The following is a 17,622-nucleotide window of genomic DNA, read 5'->3' on the forward strand; positions in this document are numbered from 1 at the left end:
TTGGTTTCCTTTCTGGAAAAACAAAAAGACCCTTCATCCAGTAAAAGGACGAAAGGTCTTAACTTCCGTGGTACCACCTTCATTCACCTATTCAAATAAACATTGAAAGGTGCAGCTCAAATCCGTTAACGCCGGAGAAACGGTTAGGTTTTCCTAACAGCTCTTAAGGTAGGTTCAATGGTCAAGAGGACGGTGAAGCCTTTCAGCCGCTGAGCTACACTCTCTTTCGTCATTTTCCATTTACTGGCCCTAATCATTGCTTATTGCCGATTCATAAATTTTAATTGTGATTATGCAAGAAATAGTGGTTGTCTGTCAAGAGTAATAATTTTTAATTTATAAATCCATCTTATAAAAGTTATGTGAAAATAATGACAATTTATCAAAATAAAGTTAAACTTAAGGTTAATATTAGATTTTTCTGGAATTGTGGAAATTATACACCAACCGAAAAGTTATATATATTAATGCTATGGCTCTATGTTATTTATTTATTCTTTACTTTATGGGTGTATTTTAGGTTAGCTTGCATATTACTTATATGAAAACTATTTTATTTAAATATAATGATTTGGGGAGTTTTAAAAATGGCACATTGGAACAATGGAATTGCAAAAATCATCCTACCCACACCTTTTCCGGTTGGGGATGTAAATGTATATGTTGTAAAGGGTGACAGATTAACACTTGTGGACGTTGGTCCAAAAACAGATGAAGCTTTTGAGTCCTTAAAATCACAGTTAGCGGACTTAGGGCTATCAATAGCCGACATTGAACAGGTAGTTTTAACCCATCATCATCCCGATCATGCTGGATTGCTAGACTATTTTCCGGAATCGCTCGAAGTCTATGGACATCCTATTAATGAAAGATGGTTAAATCGAGGAGAGGCTTTTTTTATAGACCATGATCGTTTCCATCGAAAAAGCTTTATGGAGTTTGGAATTCCAGAGAAGTATTTTATCGCAATTGAACGTATGAGAAAGACGTTACGTTACTCCTGTAATCGTTCTCTAACAGGAACGTTAGTTGAAGGAGATTCTCCTTTAGGCTTGGAGAACTGGACGGTTGTTGAAACCCCAGGACATGCACAAAGTCATATTGGTTTATTTAGAGAGAAGGATGGAATCTACATCGGTGGCGATCATTTACTAGCCCATATATCTCCTAATCCTTTACTAGAGCCGCCTCTACCTGGAGAATCCGAAAGGCCCAAACCACAGCTACAGTACAATCACTCGTTACGTAAGCTACTTGATTACCCAATTAGCCTTGTCTATTCAGGTCATGGGGAAGAGGTCACGAATACAAAGGAGTTGATAGAAAAGAGACTTATGCAGCAGCATGAACGGGCTCTTCGTGTTAAAAAATGGCTTGAAGAAGAAACGCTGTCTACCTTCGAAGTATGTCAACGTCTTTTTCCAAAAGTGTATGAACGTGAACTTTCACTTACCATATCTGAAACGGTAGCCCAACTTGACTATCTAGCTGATTTAGGTGAGATTAATAGTAGCAATATAAATCAAGGAGCACTCTTATATTCAGCTAAATGAGGTGGAGAGTATGGCGCGACATAGCCTTATTGGGAAAACAATTTTTATTACGGGGGCATCAGGAGGAATTGGAGCAGAGATGGCTCGACTTTGTGCCGGGAGGGGAGCAAATCTTGCTCTTTTTGCTCGTAGCCTACAAAAATTAGAGGATTTAAAGAAAGAATTAGAGAGCTGTTACCAAGTACGAGTTAATGTGTACCAGCTGGATGTTTCTGACACCGATTCAGTGAAGGAAACTTTTCCGAAGGCGATTAGTGAGTTAGGCGGTGTCGATATTCTTGTTAACAACGCTGGATTTGGAGTTTTTCGCGAGGCTCACGAAGCAAGTGTGGACGAAGTTACAGGAATGTTTAACGTGAATGTCGTTGGCCTTATTGCTTGTTCAAGTGTGGTTCTGCCTTATATGAGGGACCAGAGGAGCGGTCATATTATTAACATTGCTTCCCAAGCTGGTAAAATTGCTACTCCTAAATCCAGTGTCTATTCAGCTACGAAGCATGCGGTTCTTGGGTATACGAATAGTTTAAGAATGGAGCTTTCTAATCTCAATGTGTTTGTTACTGCTGTTAATCCGGGCCCGATTGCAACGAATTTTTTTGCGATCGCGGATGAAAAGGGTACATATGTAAAGAATGTTCAGAAGTTTATGTTACAACCTGAATTTGTGGCAAAAAAAGTCGTCGATGCCATGTTTACCCGTACAAGGGAGATTAACTTGCCAAGGTGGATGAACTTTGGAAGTGCGATATATGTACTATTTCCGGGGCTTTTTGAGAAAATTGCAGGACGGATGTTAAAACAAAAATAGGCGTAACTTTTGTAGATATCACCTCGTCATTTTTAATGAGGTGATTTTTCTATGAAAAAATCGTGGTTATCAATTGGGATTTGTATGTTATTTTTATTAGGCTGTGGTTCAAGTTCTGTAAAGGACGGGAAAGGCCATTCTGATCCAGATGTGCAATCTTATATCGCCGATACCGAAAATAATCGAGTATTGGTGAAGGATTGCTTCTATGCGCTAGATGACGATACAACCATCATGGAAGAGGACGGGAGTAAGCTTTCAGGTGAGGATCTAGAAATTGGGATGAAAGTGATGGCTTGGTCAAATGGAATCGCTGCTGAATCTTATCCTTGTCAAACAAAAGCAGTTAAGTTAATCGTGATGAATGATAGTGATAGCAAAAAAGAGCAGAGAGCTGTTCAAGCCATCTTAGCGCTTGCACACAGTCTATATGAAAAGCCAATTATTTTATTGGATGGCAAGACTTCTAGTGATGGAAATGGCTTTGAATCGGTTTTACGAGTCTTTCATGAAACAGATGAAGAAGTTAACATTTACTATGACTTTAAAACAGAACAAGCTAGTATTCATTGATTTACCGCCCTCATTAGGCGGTTTTTTGTTTTAGCTTTAACTGTGGCAGTACTTTATTGTCCAGCCAAGAACTCGTAAACTACATCATTGATGATATCGTTTAATGGAGTGTCCTTCTCATTTTCTTTAACTAGCACAATCCTCTCATACAGATCCTCATAATCTTTTTCACTCAGTGGAATTCCATCGTGTTCGTGTTTATATTGTTTAAAACAATTCTGTACCATTTTGTATACTAACTTTTTCTCCATATGTTCACACCTCAATCCTGATTATAGCGCCTTTTCAATCATTTCGCACGATTGCTTGTACAAAAAATTCCTAGTGATAAATAAAAAATAATACAAAAAAACTTAAGAATTTTCCCCTTATTACCATTGAAACCGAACGTATATTCCCTTAAGATAAAGAATATAATACAGAACAGATGTTCCTTTTGGAGCGATTAAACACTGATCAGGAGGGAAAGGTCATGGTCGATTACAGCCAGATGCCAGATAACAAAATATTGTGCGTCGACATGAAGAGCTTTTACGCAAGTTGTTCTGCCGTTATGCACGGCCTTGACCCACTTGAATGCTATTTGGTGGTAGTAGGTGATAAGGAAAGGCAGGGAAGCATTGTGCTTGCGGCGTCCCCAAAGGTGAAAAAAGAATTCGGGATTAAAACCGGGTCTCGAATGTTTGAAATCCCCAATGATCCACGTATAAAAGTAGTAGAACCGAACATGGCAACATACTTACGGATATCAACCGAGATTACGAAGGTATTTCATCGCTATGTCCCGAAAGAAGCCATCCATACGTATAGCGTAGACGAGAGTTTTATCAAGGTGGATGGGGCTATTAATCTTTGGGGAGATGCCCATACGATCGCTAGAAAAATTAAAGATGATATTGAACGAGAATTTCAATTACCATGCGCAATTGGAATAGGACCTAATATGCTAATGGCAAAGCTTTGTCTAGATTTACATGCGAAGAAGAAGGGAATTGATGAGTGGACATACGAAGAGATACCGGAAAAACTTTGGCCTGTGTCCCCGCTCAGAGAGATGTGGGGAATTGGCCGTAGAGTGGAAAAAACATTAAATAGTATGGGGATTTTTACAGTAGGGCAGCTTGCACGCTATGATTTGAAAAAGCTGGAGAAAAAATTTGGAGTGATGGGGAATCAGCTTTACTATCACGCATGGGGCATTGATCTTTCTGAGATTGGAGCACCGATTATGGAAGGACAGATCAGTTTTGGGAAAAGTCAGGTTTTGCTTCGGGATTATAAAGAGGAAGAGGAAATCAAGCATGTGATTTTAGAAATGTGTGAGGAAGTTGCGAGAAGAGCTAGAACTCACTTTAAGGCAGGTAGAACGATTAGCTTCGGTGTCGGCTACAGCCAAGACGAGTTTGGCGGTGGTTTTTACCGATCGCGAACAATTGATCAACCGACCAATATCACGATGGATTTGTACCGGGTCTGTTTGGAACTTTTTCATGAGAACTATGAAGGAAAAACCGTTCGGAAAATCTCCATTGCACTTAGTCAAATTGTCGACGACCGAGAGTTTCAACTTAATATCTTTGATTTGAATGGCTGGAAAAAAAGAGAACTAGGATACGTGGTTGATCATATTCGGAGGCGGTTTGGACCAGGTTCCTTGTTAAGAGCAGTATCCTATACGAATGCAGGAACGGCGAAACATCGTGCAAAGCTGGTTGGAGGTCACAAAATGTAAGAAAGGAGTTCGGCGAATGATTCGAGATCGAGGAAGAATCAAATGGACATCGATGATGTTGCCTGAGCATGTTAAGTTATTACGTGATTGGGCTAAAGAGGACATGTATGAAAGTAGCAAAGAGGTGGATGAACAGCATTTAGAAATGATGAATGAGATCATATTCAATGCAATGGAATTCGGAAAAAGTGTGACTGTTACCCATTACCGGAATCGAAAATACGAATTAGTAATAGGCACTATTCACTATTGGGATGAATCCGGCCAAAAGTTACATATCGTAGACCGGTTCGAAGAAGTGCACAGAGTGCCTCTCTCTCAAATAGCAGATGTACGATTAACAGATGAGTAAAAAAAGTCGTGTTGGTAACATACACGACTTTTAGAATTACTCTTTATCATCAAATACTTTTTCTGCACGAACACAAGAATCAAAATTCCCTTTATGGGCACCATCACAAAAAGGTTTTTTAGCGGATAGGCCACAGCGGCAGAGGGAAAAGGCTTGCTTCGTTTCAAAAACATTTCCATCAACATCAATTAATTCCACGTCACCTGTTACACGCAGAGATCCATTATCCATTACTTTAATTTGTACCTTTGACATCAAATCCCATCCTTTCACACAATTGTCACATTTTCCTTCGATCATAAAAGGAAATTGAAGAAAAAGCAAATATTTAATGAAAATTTTTTCCAAGTCATGCACAATCTTTGCTAGTTTAACGCAACTTTCTTACAATAGTCATATGACGTTAAAAGGGAGTTCAGAAGATGAATATTACGTTAACAGAGGTAGCAGGTAAGAAAATTCAAGAAAAAATACAGAACCAACAGGGGTTCTTGAAGCTGAAATATGATACTGAAGGTTGTGGGTGTGTTGTAAGTGGTGTCACCTCATTATGGTTTGTGAATGAGCTGGATGAGGATGACAGAGAAATCCAAACGAATATGGTTCCTGTATATGTTGAAAAATCAAAAGAAGTATTTTTAGATGATGAATTAAAAATTGATTTTTCAGCATCCTCAAATTGCTTCCAGTTAAAGAGCCCTAATCAATATTTAAACCCAAGAATGAGTTTTATAGACAAAACGGTGGAGTAAGTGGACCAATCATTTGGTCTATTTTTTTTTGCAAAAATAGGTAAGAAATAGTGAAATGGAAAAATATAGAATAATCCCCTTTCTTATTACATTAAATGATAAAGACGTGAAAAATAAGGAGGGGAAACGTGAAGGGGAGTACAAGGGTCATATTTATCATCATGACCGTCATCATGTTGACTGCTTGTAAATCGGCTACTTTAGATGAGGCTATTAAAGAGCAAATTCCATTTAATGTAGAACAAGTGATACATACAGAAATAATCAAAGATGGGGCCATTGTCCTTTATACAACCAATCAACAGAATGAATTCAAATCTTTCCTAGCATTAACCGTAGCCTATATGAAGGGGAACAACAAGCAGGGATGGGAAAATGTCGGACATAACCATTGGGAATACGGAGAAAATCAAAACATGACTACTCATTTTGACGAGTTTTATAATTATGATAAAAAAGGAAAATTGCTCAAAAAGATATCTGTTTTGTATGGAGAAATCAACAATACACAAATCAAGGAAGTAGAATTATCCAACCAAACACAAGTACTTACAAAGGCTGACATATTAACTATTAATAACAAAAGATATTATTTTAAACTCGGAACTTACGGAGTGGTGAGAGGTCTAGGGACCGGAGGAGAGGTGATTGAAGAGTACAAACAGAATTAGAAAAGAGGCTTTTAGCATAAGCCTCTTTTAAATGGATAAATATTTCAAGGTGCTGACCTAAAATCATGTGCGTACCTAATTTAAGCATCTAACTCACTTTTAGTTCGAGCTATATCTTTAAACACATAATCATGCAAAAATTCGTCTACTACTTTTTCGTAATCATCCCTGTTTTCGTTTAGGGATTGAGCATGCAGACCGTTTTCAGCTAAGAATAATTTTTTAGGGCCTTGCTTTTTTTCAAACAGTGCCTCCGTCATTGAAGGTAAAATAAAATCATCTTTTTGGCTATGAATAAACAGGATGGGCTTTTTAATATTTTCAATAACGGTTATAGGAGACACTTCATTGATAGAATATTTCTCTCTAATACGTAGAAATAAATCGGCAACTGGTAAAAAAACTTTAGGTGGAAGCTTCATTTCCGTTTTTAGTCGATACGCAAGCTGCTCTTTAAAATCGGAAAAAGGACAATCGGCAATATAAAAATCAGCATGATCCTCAATAATCCCTGCATATAGAAGCATGGTTGCAGCCCCCATAGACTCCCCATGAATACCAAGTACAAGGTCTTCTCCTTGCTCTTGTCTAAGCCAGTCAACTACCGCTTTCAAATCGTACTTTTCAAAGTGTCCGTAGCTGGTAGTTTTCCCGCCTGATTCTCCGTGCCGACGGTGATCATAAATAACTGTATTAAATCCGCGCTCTAAAAACAGATTCATATACTTAATCGAATTAATTTTATTTTCGGTAACACCATGACAAATGATCATGTATTTGTTTGTCTGATGAGGCTCTGCCACAACGGCTTTTAGTTGATAACCAAAGGGAGAGTCGATTAAGACTTCTCTTTTCGGCAGATGTTCATAGTCAAACGGGTTAAATCTTCCTGCCTCTTTTTCACGATTTGTGATAAAGTCGGCTTCTTTTGTTTTCATATACATGATTCGATTAGAAAAATAAACTCCTAAAGATGTCAGGAGCACTAGGAACGAAAAGAAGTAACGGAACGCTCTTTTCAAGACCATCCCTCCGAGAAGTATTTTTCTTTATTTTACCATTATTGAGAGATTTAAAACAAAAAGAAGGACTCAGGAATATATTCCCGAGTCTTTTCATTATTGAGGTGAATTCTGTCTCTTAGTCGGATGAATCGCCTTATCTAATTCTTCTGCAGAAATTTTTTGTTTGACATTGTTAGCATCGGATTTTCCTCTTTGGCTATAGCCTTTATCGCGCTTTTGACTCATGCTGTGAAATCTCCCTTCAAATAAGTATCACTTATAACATGAGTTAACAAACGCAAGGTTATGCATGGGAGGTGGTTTCTCTGTTAAGTCGATAATAAGCACTGTCGATGGTGCGAGAGAGGTGAGGACGTACCACTTCAATTGCTTTGACTAGTTTGTCTAGATCCACACCTGTATCGATTCCCATTCTGTGAAGCATATATACAACCTCTTCTGTCGCCGCATTTCCTGCAGCCCCAGGAGCGAATGGACAACCACCAAGCCCTCCCGCAGAAGTATCAAATCGGTCAACACCAGCTTGCAGAGCAGCAAAAATGTTCGTTAACGCCATGTTTCTAGTATCGTGGAAGTGAGCCGTTAATAGAATATTTGGAAACGCTTTCTTGAGCTTACTGAATAAAGAAAATGATTCAGTTGGTGAAGCCATTCCGATCGTGTCTGCAACGCTAAGCTCATCAACACCAGCATTTACAAATTGCTCACATAATTGGATGGTATCTTCCTCACTCACTTTGCCTTCATATGGGCAGTAGAAAGCAGTTGATATACAAGCTCTCACGAAATACCCTTTATTTTTTAATTCACCAATAATCGGAATTAATTCAATCATGCTCTCTTCTGTTGTTTTATTAATATTCTTTTTATTAAATCCGTCACTTACACCGACAAAGATAGCTACTGCTTTACAGTCAGTTGATTCTACTCGCTCAATTCCTTTTCGATTAGGCGCCAAAACAATGTTTCTTGTATGTTCATCGAGACAATCAGCTACGATTTCAGCAGCGTCCCCCATTTGTGGAACCCATTTTGGAGATACAAATGAAGTAAGCTCCATTTCTTTCAAGCCAGCTTCCTTCAATGAGTTGATAAAGTTCTTTTTAACATCTGTTGGAATAAAAACTTTTTCATTTTGCAATCCGTCTCGAGGTCCTACCTCGATAATCGTAACTTCTTTTGGTAAATGGATCGTCATGTTTTCCCCTCCTAGCATCATATATATATTTCGCGTAAAAGGAAATTAATCCTTCCGAGTTAGTAGTTAATTCTTCTCTGTCATTTTTTACTAATGAAGAAATAGTAGAATTTTAGACGAAATAAGAGGATTTTTCTGTTTTCACTAGAAATATAAAAAGGATGTAGATGAAAGAAAGGGATGAGATTGTATGGCATCAACAGAAGTAGTCATTGTAAGTGCAGTTCGTACTGCAATTGGAAGCTTTAATGGGAGTTTAAAAGGGGTATCTGCACCTGAATTAGGGGCAGTAGCCATTAAAGGGGCACTTGAAAAAGCTGGGGTTAAACCAGAACAAGTAGATGAAGTCATTCTAGGGAATGTGTTACAAGCAGGGCTTGGTCAAAATCCTGCTAGACAAGCAGCGTTAAAAGCTGGTCTACCAGAAACGGTATCAGCTATGACAATAAATAAAGTATGTGGATCAGGCTTAAAAGCAGTTCATTTAGCTACGCAAGCTATCTTAGCAGGAGATGCTGACATTGTCCTTGCTGGTGGTATGGAGAACATGAGTCAGGCTCCGTATTTATTAAAGAACGCAAGAGATGGCTTCAAAATGGGAGATCAAAAATTAGTTGATAGCATGATTGCGGATGGATTATGGTGTGCTTTTAATGATTACCACATGGGAATCACTGCTGAAAATCTATGCGATAAATATGAATTAACTCGTGAAGAGCAAGATGCATTCGCGGCTTCTAGCCAAGAAAAAGCAGTAAAGGCCATTGAAGACGGTAAGTTTAAAGATGAAATTGTGGCAGTTGAAATCCCTCAGCGTAAGGGTGACCCAATTGTGTTTGATACGGATGAGTATCCAAAGAAAGGCACAACTGCTGAAAAATTAGGAGGACTACGTCCAGCATTCAAAAAGGATGGAAGTGTAACAGCTGGTAATGCTTCTGGTATCAATGATGGAGCAGCCATTTTACTTGTGATGAGTAAAGCGAAAGCAGATGAATTAGGAGTAAAACCTCTTGTAACGATCAAAGGAAATGCAAGTGCTGGTGTTGATCCTAGCATCATGGGTATTGGACCTGTTACAGCGGTTAAGAAAGCTCTTGAAAAAGCAGCTGTTTCAATGGAAGAACTAGAACTAATTGAAGCAAATGAAGCGTTTGCAGCTCAATCACTTGCGGTTGACAAAGAGCTACAATTCAACAAAGATATCTTAAATGTAAACGGTGGAGCGATTGCGCTTGGACACCCGATTGGAGCAAGTGGAGCTAGAATTCTAGTTACATTAATTCATGAAATGAAGCGAAGAGAAGCAAAGAAAGGGTTAGCGACGCTTTGTATCGGTGGCGGTCAAGGGGTTGCGACAATCGTAGAGTTAGCCTAGTAGGTTAGTATAAAAAGTAAACGGTTACAGAAGAAAGGAGAGAAAAGCATGAAAAAGATTTGTACTTCCTTTCAGGATGCAGTTGCTGATATTCAAGACGGAGCTACATTAATGGTCGGCGGCTTTGGTCTTTGTGGGATTCCAGAGAATCTAATTTTAGCTCTAGTCGAAAAAGGTGTAAAAGACCTAACTGTCATTTCCAATAACTGTGGAGTTGATGAGTGGGGCTTAGGATTGCTTCTGAAAAATAAACAAATTAAAAAAATGGTAGGTTCCTATGTAGGTGAGAACAAAGAATTTGAAAGACAAGTTCTTTCGGGTGAAATTGAAGTAGAACTTCTACCACAAGGGACTTTGGCTGAAAAGATTAGAGCAGGTGGAGCTGGGATTCCGGCATTCTATACTCCAGCCGGTGTGGGAACTCCTGTTGCTGAAGGGAAAGAAACTAGAAGCTTTAATGGAAAAGATTATCTACTGGAGGAAGCCTTAGTAGCTGACTTTAGTTTGGTACGAGCATGGAAAGCCGATAAAATGGGGAACCTTGTTTACCATAAAACAGCTAGAAACTTTAACCCAATGATTGCTGCAGCAGGAAAAGTAACCATTGCTGAAGTAGAAACATTGGTTGAAACGGGCGAACTTGATCCAAATTATATCCACACTCCTAGCATTTATGTGCAGAGTTTGATTCAAGGGAAGCAAGAAAAGCGAATTGAGCGATTAACGGTACAAAAATAGATTAGAAAGGGGAGGAGTTCATGAGTAACAATCGTGAAAAGATTGCACAACGTGCGGAAAAAGAAATCGAGAGTGGTTTTTATGTCAATCTTGGAATCGGGATCCCGACTCTAGTAGCAAATTATATTTCGGACAATAAACAAGTCGTTCTTCAATCAGAAAATGGTCTATTAGGAATAGGACCATATCCAACTGAATCTGAAGTGGACCCTGACTTAATTAATGCGGGAAAAGAAACCGTTACAGCTATCCCAGGTTCATCTTACTTTGATAGTGCAGAGTCATTTGCGATGATTCGTGGTGGTCACGTAAATATAGCAATCCTTGGAGGAATGGAGGTTTCTGAAAAGGGTGATTTAGCAAACTGGATGATTCCAGGAAAAATGATTAAAGGAATGGGCGGAGCGATGGACCTTGTCCATGGTGCTCAAAGAATTATTGTCATCATGGACCACACGAATAAAAGTGGGGACTCAAAAATCCTTAAGCAATGTAGCTTACCACTAACAGGTCAAGGTGTCGTTAACCGTATTATTACGGAACGAGCTGTCATTGATGTAACGGAATCAGGCTTAAAGCTAGTAGAGGTAGCGAAGGGCTTCACTGTGGAGGATATTGTAGCATCTACAGAACCAACGCTAATTATCGACGATACAGTAATTACAGATGCCTATTAATAGTAGATAAACCGAAAAGTACAGCAAAAGCTGTGCTTTTCTTTTAGAAATTATTTAGGAGGAATAACTCATGTTTACTTTTTTGGATATAGATCATATTCAATTAGCAGGACCAAAAGGCTGCGAAGAAGAGGCAAGAAATTTCTACGGAAAAATATTGGGCCTTAAAGAAATACCAAAGCCAGAAAATCTAAGAGGTAGAGGTGGATGTTGGTTTATTTTTGGGCGCCAAGAAATCCATATCGGAGTACAAGAAGATTTTGTTCCAGCTACCAAAGCTCATCCGGGATTTACGGTTAAGAATCTTAAGTCATTACGTGAACACTTAGTCAAAGCGGGATTAGACATAAAAGAAGAACCACCAATTGAAGGAAGACAACGTTTTTTTGTCAATGACCCCTTTGGAAACCGAATCGAATTTTTAGAATTTAATCAGTGATATTCAAAAATACAAAAGTTCACTACCTATCTCTAAAGATGTTATAATATTGGAACCAAAATGATAAAGAGGGATTCGTATGAAGAAGAGACCACAAAGACAAGTAGCTAAAAATGAGGATAAGCCGGTAACACTGGGCGATTTAATGAATAAAGACATCATGGAACAGTTAAAAGAGAAAAAACAGCAGTTAAAGGCTGAAGAGGAACGTTTAAAAGAAGAAGAAGAAGCTAGAAAAAGGGAAGAGAGAAGACTTAAGGAAAAGAATAAATCCTTTGAAGAGCTACTTCAAGATAGTTCATTGAATTGGAAGGAATTCAAGTAGCATGGCCATCACTAAAAAGGTAGAGGTTCTTCCATACAATAAGGATTGGAAAAATGCATTTAACAATGAGCACGTAGAACTATTAAAAATCTTTGGGGACAAGGTGATTTTTCACCATATCGGAAGTACCTCAATCGAAGGACTTTGTGCAAAGCCAATTATTGATATCTTGGCTGAAGCTGAGGAACTTGAAATCTACGAGCAGCATACACATCAGCTGGAGCAAAAGGGATATATAGCAAAAGGTGAATTTGGCATTCCTGGTCGTCGTTATTTTTCCAAACCTAAAAATGGAGAAATAGAGGACCTACCTGTTCATCTCCATGCTTTTCAAAAAGGTAGCCACGAAATAACCAGACATCTTCTGTTCCGTGATTATTTACGTGCTCACCCAGAACTAGCTAAACAGTATGGGCAAGTGAAACAGGAAGCTGCCAAAAAATTTCCGACGGACATTCAGTCTTATATGAAGGAAAAAGATTCAATCATAAAGGAATTCGAGAGAAAGGCCTTAATCTGGGGTGCAGAATGAAGTGCTCTGATGAGAAAAGCTTGAGGACTACCTCAAGCTTCATTTTGTCTTAGAAACGGATTATTAGAGCTTGTATGTAATGCCTTTAACACTCTTGAGACATGCAAGTCATCTTTCATAGATTCTAAGGAATGCCACTTGACTTCGGATAAAGTTTGATTGTCTCCAGCTTCAGGATCGTAACCAAGTGTTGGCTCTCGGTCATTTAATAAACTCACAAGAAAACACCGTTCCTCCCCGCGGCTATACCTTCCAGAGAATAGATATTTAACAACTTTTACATCCAAGTTTACTTCTTCTTTTACTTCACGTATAACCGCATCCTCAAAAGACTCGCCTTCTTCAAGTCCACCTCCAGGCAATGTCCAAAAAGATCCGTCTGGATAGTTCTCCTTGACCATTAAAATATGATTATTTTTGATAATGGCAGCAAATGCTCTAGGTCTAGTCATTAATCTCCCTCTTAAAACAAATTCTCTTATATTTATTACTTACCGATGCTGTTCATATTGATTTGCTTTTGACAAAGATTGAATAAGTCGAACTTCTTCAGATGTTAATGCATCCGTTTGAACAGCTCTAGCATTTTCTTTTAATTGTTCAACCGAGCTTGCTCCAGCAATAACAGAGGCGATGGTTGGATTCGCTAAATTATATTGAAGAGCAATTTCAGTAAGACTTCGCCCCAACAATCTGTCCTTCAAACTATTAATTAATTCTTCTAAATCCTCAAACCGGTAATCTAAATAGCCCTTTTCGATGACAGATTGAGAAGCTTTTTCTAATGCTTTGTTACTTAATAAGCCTTTAGCTAACGGTCCGCGTGCCACAACACTAATGTCATGATCACCGAGCATAGAGAGGATGGTCTCCTCAGGGCGACGATCTAAAATACTGTATTGCATCATGACCGAAACGATATTAGATTTGTTGACATATTCTCGAATGACATTAGGCCGTATGGAAGAAATGCCATAATATTTAATCAACCCTTCTGTTTTTAATTCCTCAAATGCCTCAACGGCTTCATCAATGGGGTCTTCCATAGTACCACCGTGAAGTTGATATAAATCTATGTAATCAGTTTGAAGTCTTTTTAAACTTTGCTTGACAGCTTCTTTTATGTAGGTTTTAGAAGGGTCCCAGCGCCAGCCGTCTTTGTTTTCATTCCATCGGTTTCCGACTTTTGTGGCTATAATAACGTTTTCTCTAACATTTTTAAGAGAATGACCAACAATGCTCTCATTCATCCCGAAGTCATATAAGTCTGCAGTGTCAAAATAGTTAATTCCCTCTTCTAAAGCCGCCTCAATGATAGATCTTGCCTTGTTTTCATCTGTCCCTAATGACATACAGCCTAGGGCAAGTTCACTGACCATTAAATTAGAGTTTCCTAACTTTCTCTTTTTCAAAGATCTTCACCTCTATAATAACGTTTATTTTTATTTTTATTTTTATTTTATCGAAAGAGGAGAAGGGAAAACAAATAAAGAGAACCTACTTTCCAGAATGGATGTACTTTGCTCTAGCTAATTCAAAAAAGCGGTCAAGATATTCAAAAGCTATAAATTCTCCATTTGTGACCATTTCTTTGATTTGCTCCTCACTAGCCCACTTAGCATCAGCAACTTCTTCCTCCTGTAGCTTCAAATCCTTTACATCTACCTCTTGATTAACTAGCCAAATGTCATCAAAGCCATGTGAGAAATAATGGGTAAATAATACTTCCCCATTAAAAATATCGAGATCAATTCCTATTTCTTCTTTTGTTTCTCGTATAGCTGCTTGCTCGCTGTTATCTCCGCATATTGCAGAACCAGCTGCTGAACAGTCCCACATATTGGGATGCCCTTTTTTCCATGGCTGTCTCTTTTGAATTAAAAACTCTCCTTTTCCGTTCATGATCCAAACATGAACGACTAGGTGATAATCTCCATCCATCATTGTTTTTCCTCGCTCGTGGAACCTACCTGTTTTAACTCTGTTTTCATCATAAATATCCCAGATTTCCATTATGTAAACCCCCCAATTCAAACAGTTTATGTAATCATATATTTTACCTAATTATGTATATTTTGTAATGACATTTCAAAAAAAAAAAAGAGCCATTATTTTTCATAGCCTCTTTTGGTGAAAATTATACTTTTTTAGTGGTCCTAATGGGATGGATATTATTTGGTGGTGATTGGGTGTTTTCAACCCAGTCTTTTAGTAAATCATAATGTTGTTGGTATTCTTGTAGTTTCGTTCGTATTTCCCATGCTTTCCCTGCCATGGTGATTCCTTTTGAGTGGATATATATTTTCATATCATACTCCTCCAAATAAGGTATGATAAAATGTATGAGCAAATAATATCGGAATAGAACCGGAGTGATGAATGATGAGTCACCTTGAGGAAAAAACGATTAAAACGGAAAAGATTTTTAATGGAAAAGTGATTAGTTTACAAGTAGACGATGTCGAACTTCCTAACGGAAAAACATCGAAAAGAGAAATCATTAAACATCCTGGTGCGGTGGCTGTCCTAGCCATTACGGATGAAAATAAAATCGTCATGGTTGAGCAATATCGTAAAGCATTAGAGAAGATGATTATAGAGATTCCTGCTGGCAAGCTTGAAAAGGGAGAAGAACCTGCATCAACGGCTAGAAGGGAATTAGAAGAGGAAACAGGGTATGACTGTGAAAAGTTAGAATGGTTAATCTCATTTTATACTTCCCCAGGTTTTGCCGATGAAATCATTCATCTTTACGTAGCGAAAGGGTTATTTAAAAAGGAAAATGCTGCTTCCTTAGATGAAGATGAATTTGTTAACGTAATGGAGATTACGTTAGAAAAGGCTCAAGAATATCTAAGAGAACAGAGAATCTATGATGCGAAAACAGCCTATGCTATTCAATATCTACAGCTACAAGAGGCATTGAATAAGTGAAAGACTATTTTGTAGATTTACATATACATATTGGTAGAACCTTTTCGGGGAAAGCTGTAAAGATTACTGGGGCTAAAACTCTGACGTTTTCCAACATAATTGAACATGCGCGGGACCAAAAAGGCCTCAATATGATTGGGATCATCGATTGCCACTCTCCAGAGGTTATCATCGAAATGGAAAAGCTACTAGAAGCAGGTGAACTAACACAGCATCAAGACGGTGGCCTTTTTTATGGAGGGTTAACAGTTATCCCTGGGTCAGAACTTGAAATCTATGATGAGAACTGTAAAGGTCCTATTCATGTACTTTGTTATTTTCCAACTTTGAATGAGATGAAATTCTTTTCAAATTGGCTCACGCAGCATTTAAAAAATATCCAATTAAGTTCCCAACGAGTTTATGTAACAGGACGGGAATTGCAAAAGAAAGTAAAAGAGCTGAATGGAATATTTGTTCCTGCTCATGTGTTTACGCCTTTTAAAAGCTTATTTGGCAAAGGTGTAAAGGCTTCATTAACTGAGGTTTTTGAGGTAGATTTAATTGACGGAATTGAGCTAGGTCTAAGTGCGAATACAGAGATGGCTGACCAAATAAAAGAATTGCATCGATATTCTTTTGTAACAAACTCCGATGCACATTCATTGGCAAAAATAGCAAGAGAATACCAAATAATCAAGATGATAGAGCCAACCTTTCTAAGATTAAAAGAGGCATTACATGAGGAAAATGGTCAACAAGTTACCTTCAATTATGGATTAGACCCTCTATTAGGAAAGTATCATCAAACGGTTTGTGCAAATTGCCTCGAAGCACAAGATAAGAACTCTAATTCATGCATGGAATGTGGTCACAATAAAGTAATAAAAGGGGTGGCTGATCGAATTAGCGAATTGAGAACGGCTGAAAAAGGTCGTATGGATCGGCCACCATATATTCATCAGGTTCCACTACAATTTATTCCCGGTCTTGGTCCGAAATTGCTAGAGAAACTCCTACATCATTTTGGGACAGAAATGGCTATATTACATCAGGTACCACGAGAGGCGCTAGCTGAAGTTGTACCTACCAAGGTAGCCGATCTAATCATAAGTGCAAGAAATGGTGAACTTTCTTTTCACGCTGGTGGCGGAGGAAAGTATGGGAAGATTAGCGAACAATAGTTTAAAACGACCGATTCAGGAAAAATCGGTCGTTTTTATGTGAATTTATTGCGAGTTAGTGAGTATCTGTAGTAGTTTTGAAGCTGTTGCTAGTCTCCCTTATCTTTGAAAATACACAAGTGTCTCGAATGGTTGTTCCATCAGCACTCATACTATCATTTCTTAAAGTTCCTTCTAAAGTAAAATTCAATCTCTCAGGTATTTTTTTGCTGCTGATGTTGTCAGGATCACATCGTATCTCCACCCTATTTGCTTCTAATGTTTCAAAGGCAAACTTAGTTAAGGCTTCAACAGCTTCGGAGATAAACCCATTTTTATGATGGCGAGTATCACACCAGTAGCCAATTTCAAATTTCCTAACAGACCAGTTAATCCGATGGAGACCCGTTGATCCGATAAACACATCATCTTCTTTTCGGTATATATGAAGACGGAAGTCCTCACGAGTGATGAAGGCTGAAAATGATTTACGGACTCCCTCTTCTATTTCCTCCACCGTTTGCTCTTTATTGGCAAAGGGCAACCACTTTTTTAACTCTTCTCTTGAAGCTTGAATGCTATCGTACAAGGTAGGTCCATCTCCGGGGTGACATGGTCGTATATAAAGCCTCTCCGTTTCAATTCTTTCAGGAAACTCTATTAATAAGTAACTCATCGCTTCATCTCCTATATAAAAAATAGTATATATTTGGAAGATTATAAGTAATTTTTTGATGAATTACAATGTTTTTAAAAAGATTCATAGATTTTTCTCTCATAGTCCCGAAAAGAC

The 17,622-nt window shown here is 38.2% G+C and carries 25 protein-coding genes; 15 read left to right on the plus strand and 10 right to left on the minus strand.

All coding sequences use genetic code 11. The features are described 5' to 3' along the window. Positions 1 to 587 precede the first annotated feature (587 nt). The 3 genes from ACFYKX_RS18390 to ACFYKX_RS18400 are packed head-to-tail and all read left to right on the plus strand — an operon-like array spanning position 588 to position 2,934. Positions 588 to 1,553, plus strand: a complete 966-nt coding sequence (locus tag ACFYKX_RS18390) for an MBL fold metallo-hydrolase (RefSeq protein ID WP_389362532.1) — start codon at positions 588 to 590, stop codon at positions 1,551 to 1,553. A 10-nt stretch (positions 1,554 to 1,563) separates the two neighbouring features. Beyond that, complete coding sequence (locus ACFYKX_RS18395) at positions 1,564 to 2,361, plus strand: SDR family NAD(P)-dependent oxidoreductase (protein WP_389362533.1); 798 nt, start codon at positions 1,564 to 1,566, stop codon at positions 2,359 to 2,361. Positions 2,362 to 2,412: 51 nt separating this feature from the next. Next, on the plus strand, positions 2,413 to 2,934 hold the full coding sequence (locus ACFYKX_RS18400) for a DUF3221 domain-containing protein (RefSeq protein WP_389362534.1): 522 nt from the start codon (positions 2,413 to 2,415) through the stop codon (positions 2,932 to 2,934). A 53-nt stretch (positions 2,935 to 2,987) separates the two neighbouring features. Here the strand turns inward: ACFYKX_RS18400 and ACFYKX_RS18405 are convergent, their stop codons facing one another. Then, positions 2,988 to 3,185, minus strand: a complete 198-nt coding sequence (locus tag ACFYKX_RS18405; RefSeq protein ID WP_389362535.1) for a YqzH family protein — start codon at positions 3,183 to 3,185, stop codon at positions 2,988 to 2,990. Between the two features lie 221 nt (positions 3,186 to 3,406). On the opposite strand from ACFYKX_RS18405, the gene ACFYKX_RS18410 reads away from it, so the two are divergent. Both ACFYKX_RS18410 and ACFYKX_RS18415 read left to right on the plus strand, forming a co-directional pair. Then, positions 3,407 to 4,666: a Y-family DNA polymerase gene (locus ACFYKX_RS18410; protein WP_389362536.1), complete on the plus strand. Its 1,260-nt coding sequence runs from the start codon at positions 3,407 to 3,409 to the stop codon at positions 4,664 to 4,666. A 16-nt stretch (positions 4,667 to 4,682) separates the two neighbouring features. Next, the gene (locus ACFYKX_RS18415) at positions 4,683 to 5,018 is read left to right on the plus strand and encodes a YolD-like family protein (RefSeq protein WP_389362537.1); all 336 of its coding nucleotides are present in this window, start codon (positions 4,683 to 4,685) and stop codon (positions 5,016 to 5,018) included. A gap of 36 nt (positions 5,019 to 5,054) precedes the next feature. On the opposite strand, the gene ACFYKX_RS18420 is transcribed toward ACFYKX_RS18415, so the two are convergent. Further along, positions 5,055 to 5,273 carry a CDGSH iron-sulfur domain-containing protein gene (locus ACFYKX_RS18420; RefSeq protein ID WP_389362538.1) on the minus strand — a complete coding sequence of 73 codons (219 nt, stop codon included), beginning with the start codon at positions 5,271 to 5,273 and terminating at the stop codon, positions 5,055 to 5,057. 167 nt (positions 5,274 to 5,440) lie between these two features. Here ACFYKX_RS18420 and ACFYKX_RS18425 point away from each other — a divergent pair, with 167 nt between their 5' ends. Beyond that, entirely contained in the window at positions 5,441 to 5,770 is a 330-nt protein-coding gene (locus tag ACFYKX_RS18425; protein WP_389362539.1) for an iron-sulfur cluster biosynthesis family protein, read from the plus strand. 128 nt (positions 5,771 to 5,898) lie between these two features. Further along, positions 5,899 to 6,441, plus strand: a complete 543-nt coding sequence (locus ACFYKX_RS18430) for a hypothetical protein (RefSeq protein WP_389362540.1) — start codon at positions 5,899 to 5,901, stop codon at positions 6,439 to 6,441. An 80-nt stretch (positions 6,442 to 6,521) separates the two neighbouring features. Here ACFYKX_RS18430 and ACFYKX_RS18435 read toward each other — a convergent pair whose 3' ends face one another. From ACFYKX_RS18435 to ACFYKX_RS18445, 3 genes are all read right to left on the minus strand, one after another. Further along, complete coding sequence (locus ACFYKX_RS18435; RefSeq protein ID WP_389362541.1) at positions 6,522 to 7,463, minus strand: alpha/beta hydrolase; 942 nt, start codon at positions 7,461 to 7,463, stop codon at positions 6,522 to 6,524. 96 nt (positions 7,464 to 7,559) lie between these two features. Continuing rightward, the gene (locus tag ACFYKX_RS18440; protein ID WP_389362542.1) at positions 7,560 to 7,691 is read right to left on the minus strand and encodes a hypothetical protein; all 132 of its coding nucleotides are present in this window, start codon (positions 7,689 to 7,691) and stop codon (positions 7,560 to 7,562) included. 58 nt (positions 7,692 to 7,749) lie between these two features. After that, positions 7,750 to 8,664, minus strand: a complete 915-nt coding sequence (locus ACFYKX_RS18445) for a hydroxymethylglutaryl-CoA lyase (RefSeq protein WP_389362543.1) — start codon at positions 8,662 to 8,664, stop codon at positions 7,750 to 7,752. A gap of 190 nt (positions 8,665 to 8,854) precedes the next feature. Here ACFYKX_RS18445 and ACFYKX_RS18450 point away from each other — a divergent pair, with 190 nt between their 5' ends. The 6 genes from ACFYKX_RS18450 to ACFYKX_RS18475 all read left to right on the plus strand — a co-directional run bounded on the left by ACFYKX_RS18450 (position 8,855) and on the right by ACFYKX_RS18475 (position 12,753). Next, the gene (locus ACFYKX_RS18450; protein ID WP_389362544.1) at positions 8,855 to 10,042 is read left to right on the plus strand and encodes an acetyl-CoA C-acetyltransferase; all 1,188 of its coding nucleotides are present in this window, start codon (positions 8,855 to 8,857) and stop codon (positions 10,040 to 10,042) included. A gap of 48 nt (positions 10,043 to 10,090) precedes the next feature. Continuing rightward, positions 10,091 to 10,780, plus strand: a complete 690-nt coding sequence (locus ACFYKX_RS18455; RefSeq protein ID WP_389362545.1) for a CoA transferase subunit A — start codon at positions 10,091 to 10,093, stop codon at positions 10,778 to 10,780. A gap of 20 nt (positions 10,781 to 10,800) precedes the next feature. Continuing rightward, complete coding sequence (locus ACFYKX_RS18460; RefSeq protein WP_389362546.1) at positions 10,801 to 11,457, plus strand: CoA transferase subunit B; 657 nt, start codon at positions 10,801 to 10,803, stop codon at positions 11,455 to 11,457. Positions 11,458 to 11,527: 70 nt separating this feature from the next. Then, positions 11,528 to 11,896 carry a VOC family protein gene (locus ACFYKX_RS18465; protein ID WP_389362547.1) on the plus strand — a complete coding sequence of 123 codons (369 nt, stop codon included), beginning with the start codon at positions 11,528 to 11,530 and terminating at the stop codon, positions 11,894 to 11,896. A 79-nt stretch (positions 11,897 to 11,975) separates the two neighbouring features. Continuing rightward, the gene (locus ACFYKX_RS18470; RefSeq protein ID WP_389362548.1) at positions 11,976 to 12,221 is read left to right on the plus strand and encodes a YqkE family protein; all 246 of its coding nucleotides are present in this window, start codon (positions 11,976 to 11,978) and stop codon (positions 12,219 to 12,221) included. Between the two features lies 1 nt (position 12,222). After that, entirely contained in the window at positions 12,223 to 12,753 is a 531-nt protein-coding gene (locus tag ACFYKX_RS18475) for a GrpB family protein (protein ID WP_389362549.1), read from the plus strand. A gap of 32 nt (positions 12,754 to 12,785) precedes the next feature. Here ACFYKX_RS18475 and ACFYKX_RS18480 read toward each other — a convergent pair whose 3' ends face one another. From ACFYKX_RS18480 to mciZ, 4 genes are all read right to left on the minus strand, one after another. Beyond that, positions 12,786 to 13,205 (minus strand): NUDIX domain-containing protein, encoded by a 420-nt coding sequence (locus tag ACFYKX_RS18480; protein WP_389362550.1) that lies wholly within the window; start codon positions 13,203 to 13,205, stop codon positions 12,786 to 12,788. A gap of 39 nt (positions 13,206 to 13,244) precedes the next feature. After that, entirely contained in the window at positions 13,245 to 14,165 is a 921-nt protein-coding gene (locus ACFYKX_RS18485) for an aldo/keto reductase (RefSeq protein WP_389362551.1), read from the minus strand. A gap of 85 nt (positions 14,166 to 14,250) precedes the next feature. Then, entirely contained in the window at positions 14,251 to 14,766 is a 516-nt protein-coding gene (locus tag ACFYKX_RS18490) for an NUDIX hydrolase (RefSeq protein WP_389362552.1), read from the minus strand. A 124-nt stretch (positions 14,767 to 14,890) separates the two neighbouring features. Then, positions 14,891 to 15,061, minus strand: coding sequence for a Z-ring formation inhibitor MciZ (gene mciZ / locus ACFYKX_RS18495; RefSeq protein WP_389362553.1), 171 nt, complete (start codon positions 15,059 to 15,061; stop codon positions 14,891 to 14,893). Positions 15,062 to 15,135: 74 nt separating this feature from the next. Here mciZ and ACFYKX_RS18500 point away from each other — a divergent pair, with 74 nt between their 5' ends. Next, positions 15,136 to 15,687: an NUDIX hydrolase gene (locus ACFYKX_RS18500; RefSeq protein WP_389362637.1), complete on the plus strand. Its 552-nt coding sequence runs from the start codon at positions 15,136 to 15,138 to the stop codon at positions 15,685 to 15,687. Further along, positions 15,684 to 16,850, plus strand: a complete 1,167-nt coding sequence (locus tag ACFYKX_RS18505; RefSeq protein ID WP_389362554.1) for an endonuclease Q family protein — start codon at positions 15,684 to 15,686, stop codon at positions 16,848 to 16,850. Before ACFYKX_RS18500 ends, ACFYKX_RS18505 begins: the two co-directional genes overlap by 4 nt. A gap of 55 nt (positions 16,851 to 16,905) precedes the next feature. On the opposite strand, the gene ACFYKX_RS18510 is transcribed toward ACFYKX_RS18505, so the two are convergent. Beyond that, a complete protein-coding gene (locus ACFYKX_RS18510; RefSeq protein WP_389362555.1) occupies positions 16,906 to 17,505 on the minus strand; it encodes a GNAT family N-acetyltransferase in 600 nt (199 codons plus the stop codon). Positions 17,506 to 17,622: the final 117 nt, after the last annotated feature.

This window comes from Cytobacillus spartinae, from assembly GCF_042865285.1.
GTDB classification, from domain to species: Bacteria; Bacillota; Bacilli; order Bacillales; family Cytobacillaceae; genus Robertmurraya_A; species Robertmurraya_A spartinae.

Excerpts from the sequence above, each read along its gene's own strand:
- ACFYKX_RS18390 (WP_389362532.1), top strand. The coding sequence starts at position 588 with ATGGCACATTGGAACAATGGAATTGCAAAAATCATCCTACCCACACCT.
- ACFYKX_RS18395 (WP_389362533.1), top strand. The coding sequence starts at position 1,564 with ATGGCGCGACATAGCCTTATTGGGAAAACAATTTTTATTACGGGGGCA.
- ACFYKX_RS18400 (WP_389362534.1), top strand. The coding sequence starts at position 2,413 with ATGAAAAAATCGTGGTTATCAATTGGGATTTGTATGTTATTTTTATTA.
- ACFYKX_RS18405 (WP_389362535.1), bottom strand. The coding sequence starts at position 3,185 with ATGGAGAAAAAGTTAGTATACAAAATGGTACAGAATTGTTTTAAACAA.
- ACFYKX_RS18410 (WP_389362536.1), top strand. The coding sequence starts at position 3,407 with ATGGTCGATTACAGCCAGATGCCAGATAACAAAATATTGTGCGTCGAC.
- ACFYKX_RS18415 (WP_389362537.1), top strand. The coding sequence starts at position 4,683 with ATGATTCGAGATCGAGGAAGAATCAAATGGACATCGATGATGTTGCCT.
- ACFYKX_RS18420 (WP_389362538.1), bottom strand. The coding sequence starts at position 5,273 with ATGTCAAAGGTACAAATTAAAGTAATGGATAATGGATCTCTGCGTGTA.
- ACFYKX_RS18425 (WP_389362539.1), top strand. The coding sequence starts at position 5,441 with ATGAATATTACGTTAACAGAGGTAGCAGGTAAGAAAATTCAAGAAAAA.
- ACFYKX_RS18440 (WP_389362542.1), bottom strand. The coding sequence starts at position 7,691 with ATGAGTCAAAAGCGCGATAAAGGCTATAGCCAAAGAGGAAAATCCGAT.
- ACFYKX_RS18445 (WP_389362543.1), bottom strand. The coding sequence starts at position 8,664 with ATGACGATCCATTTACCAAAAGAAGTTACGATTATCGAGGTAGGACCT.
- ACFYKX_RS18450 (WP_389362544.1), top strand. The coding sequence starts at position 8,855 with ATGGCATCAACAGAAGTAGTCATTGTAAGTGCAGTTCGTACTGCAATT.
- ACFYKX_RS18455 (WP_389362545.1), top strand. The coding sequence starts at position 10,091 with ATGAAAAAGATTTGTACTTCCTTTCAGGATGCAGTTGCTGATATTCAA.
- ACFYKX_RS18460 (WP_389362546.1), top strand. The coding sequence starts at position 10,801 with ATGAGTAACAATCGTGAAAAGATTGCACAACGTGCGGAAAAAGAAATC.
- ACFYKX_RS18465 (WP_389362547.1), top strand. The coding sequence starts at position 11,528 with ATGTTTACTTTTTTGGATATAGATCATATTCAATTAGCAGGACCAAAA.
- ACFYKX_RS18470 (WP_389362548.1), top strand. The coding sequence starts at position 11,976 with ATGAAGAAGAGACCACAAAGACAAGTAGCTAAAAATGAGGATAAGCCG.
- ACFYKX_RS18475 (WP_389362549.1), top strand. The coding sequence starts at position 12,223 with ATGGCCATCACTAAAAAGGTAGAGGTTCTTCCATACAATAAGGATTGG.
- ACFYKX_RS18480 (WP_389362550.1), bottom strand. The coding sequence starts at position 13,205 with ATGACTAGACCTAGAGCATTTGCTGCCATTATCAAAAATAATCATATT.
- ACFYKX_RS18490 (WP_389362552.1), bottom strand. The coding sequence starts at position 14,766 with ATGGAAATCTGGGATATTTATGATGAAAACAGAGTTAAAACAGGTAGG.
- mciZ (WP_389362553.1), bottom strand. The coding sequence starts at position 15,061 with ATGAAAATATATATCCACTCAAAAGGAATCACCATGGCAGGGAAAGCA.
- ACFYKX_RS18500 (WP_389362637.1), top strand. The coding sequence starts at position 15,136 with ATGAGTCACCTTGAGGAAAAAACGATTAAAACGGAAAAGATTTTTAAT.
- ACFYKX_RS18510 (WP_389362555.1), bottom strand. The coding sequence starts at position 17,505 with ATGAGTTACTTATTAATAGAGTTTCCTGAAAGAATTGAAACGGAGAGG.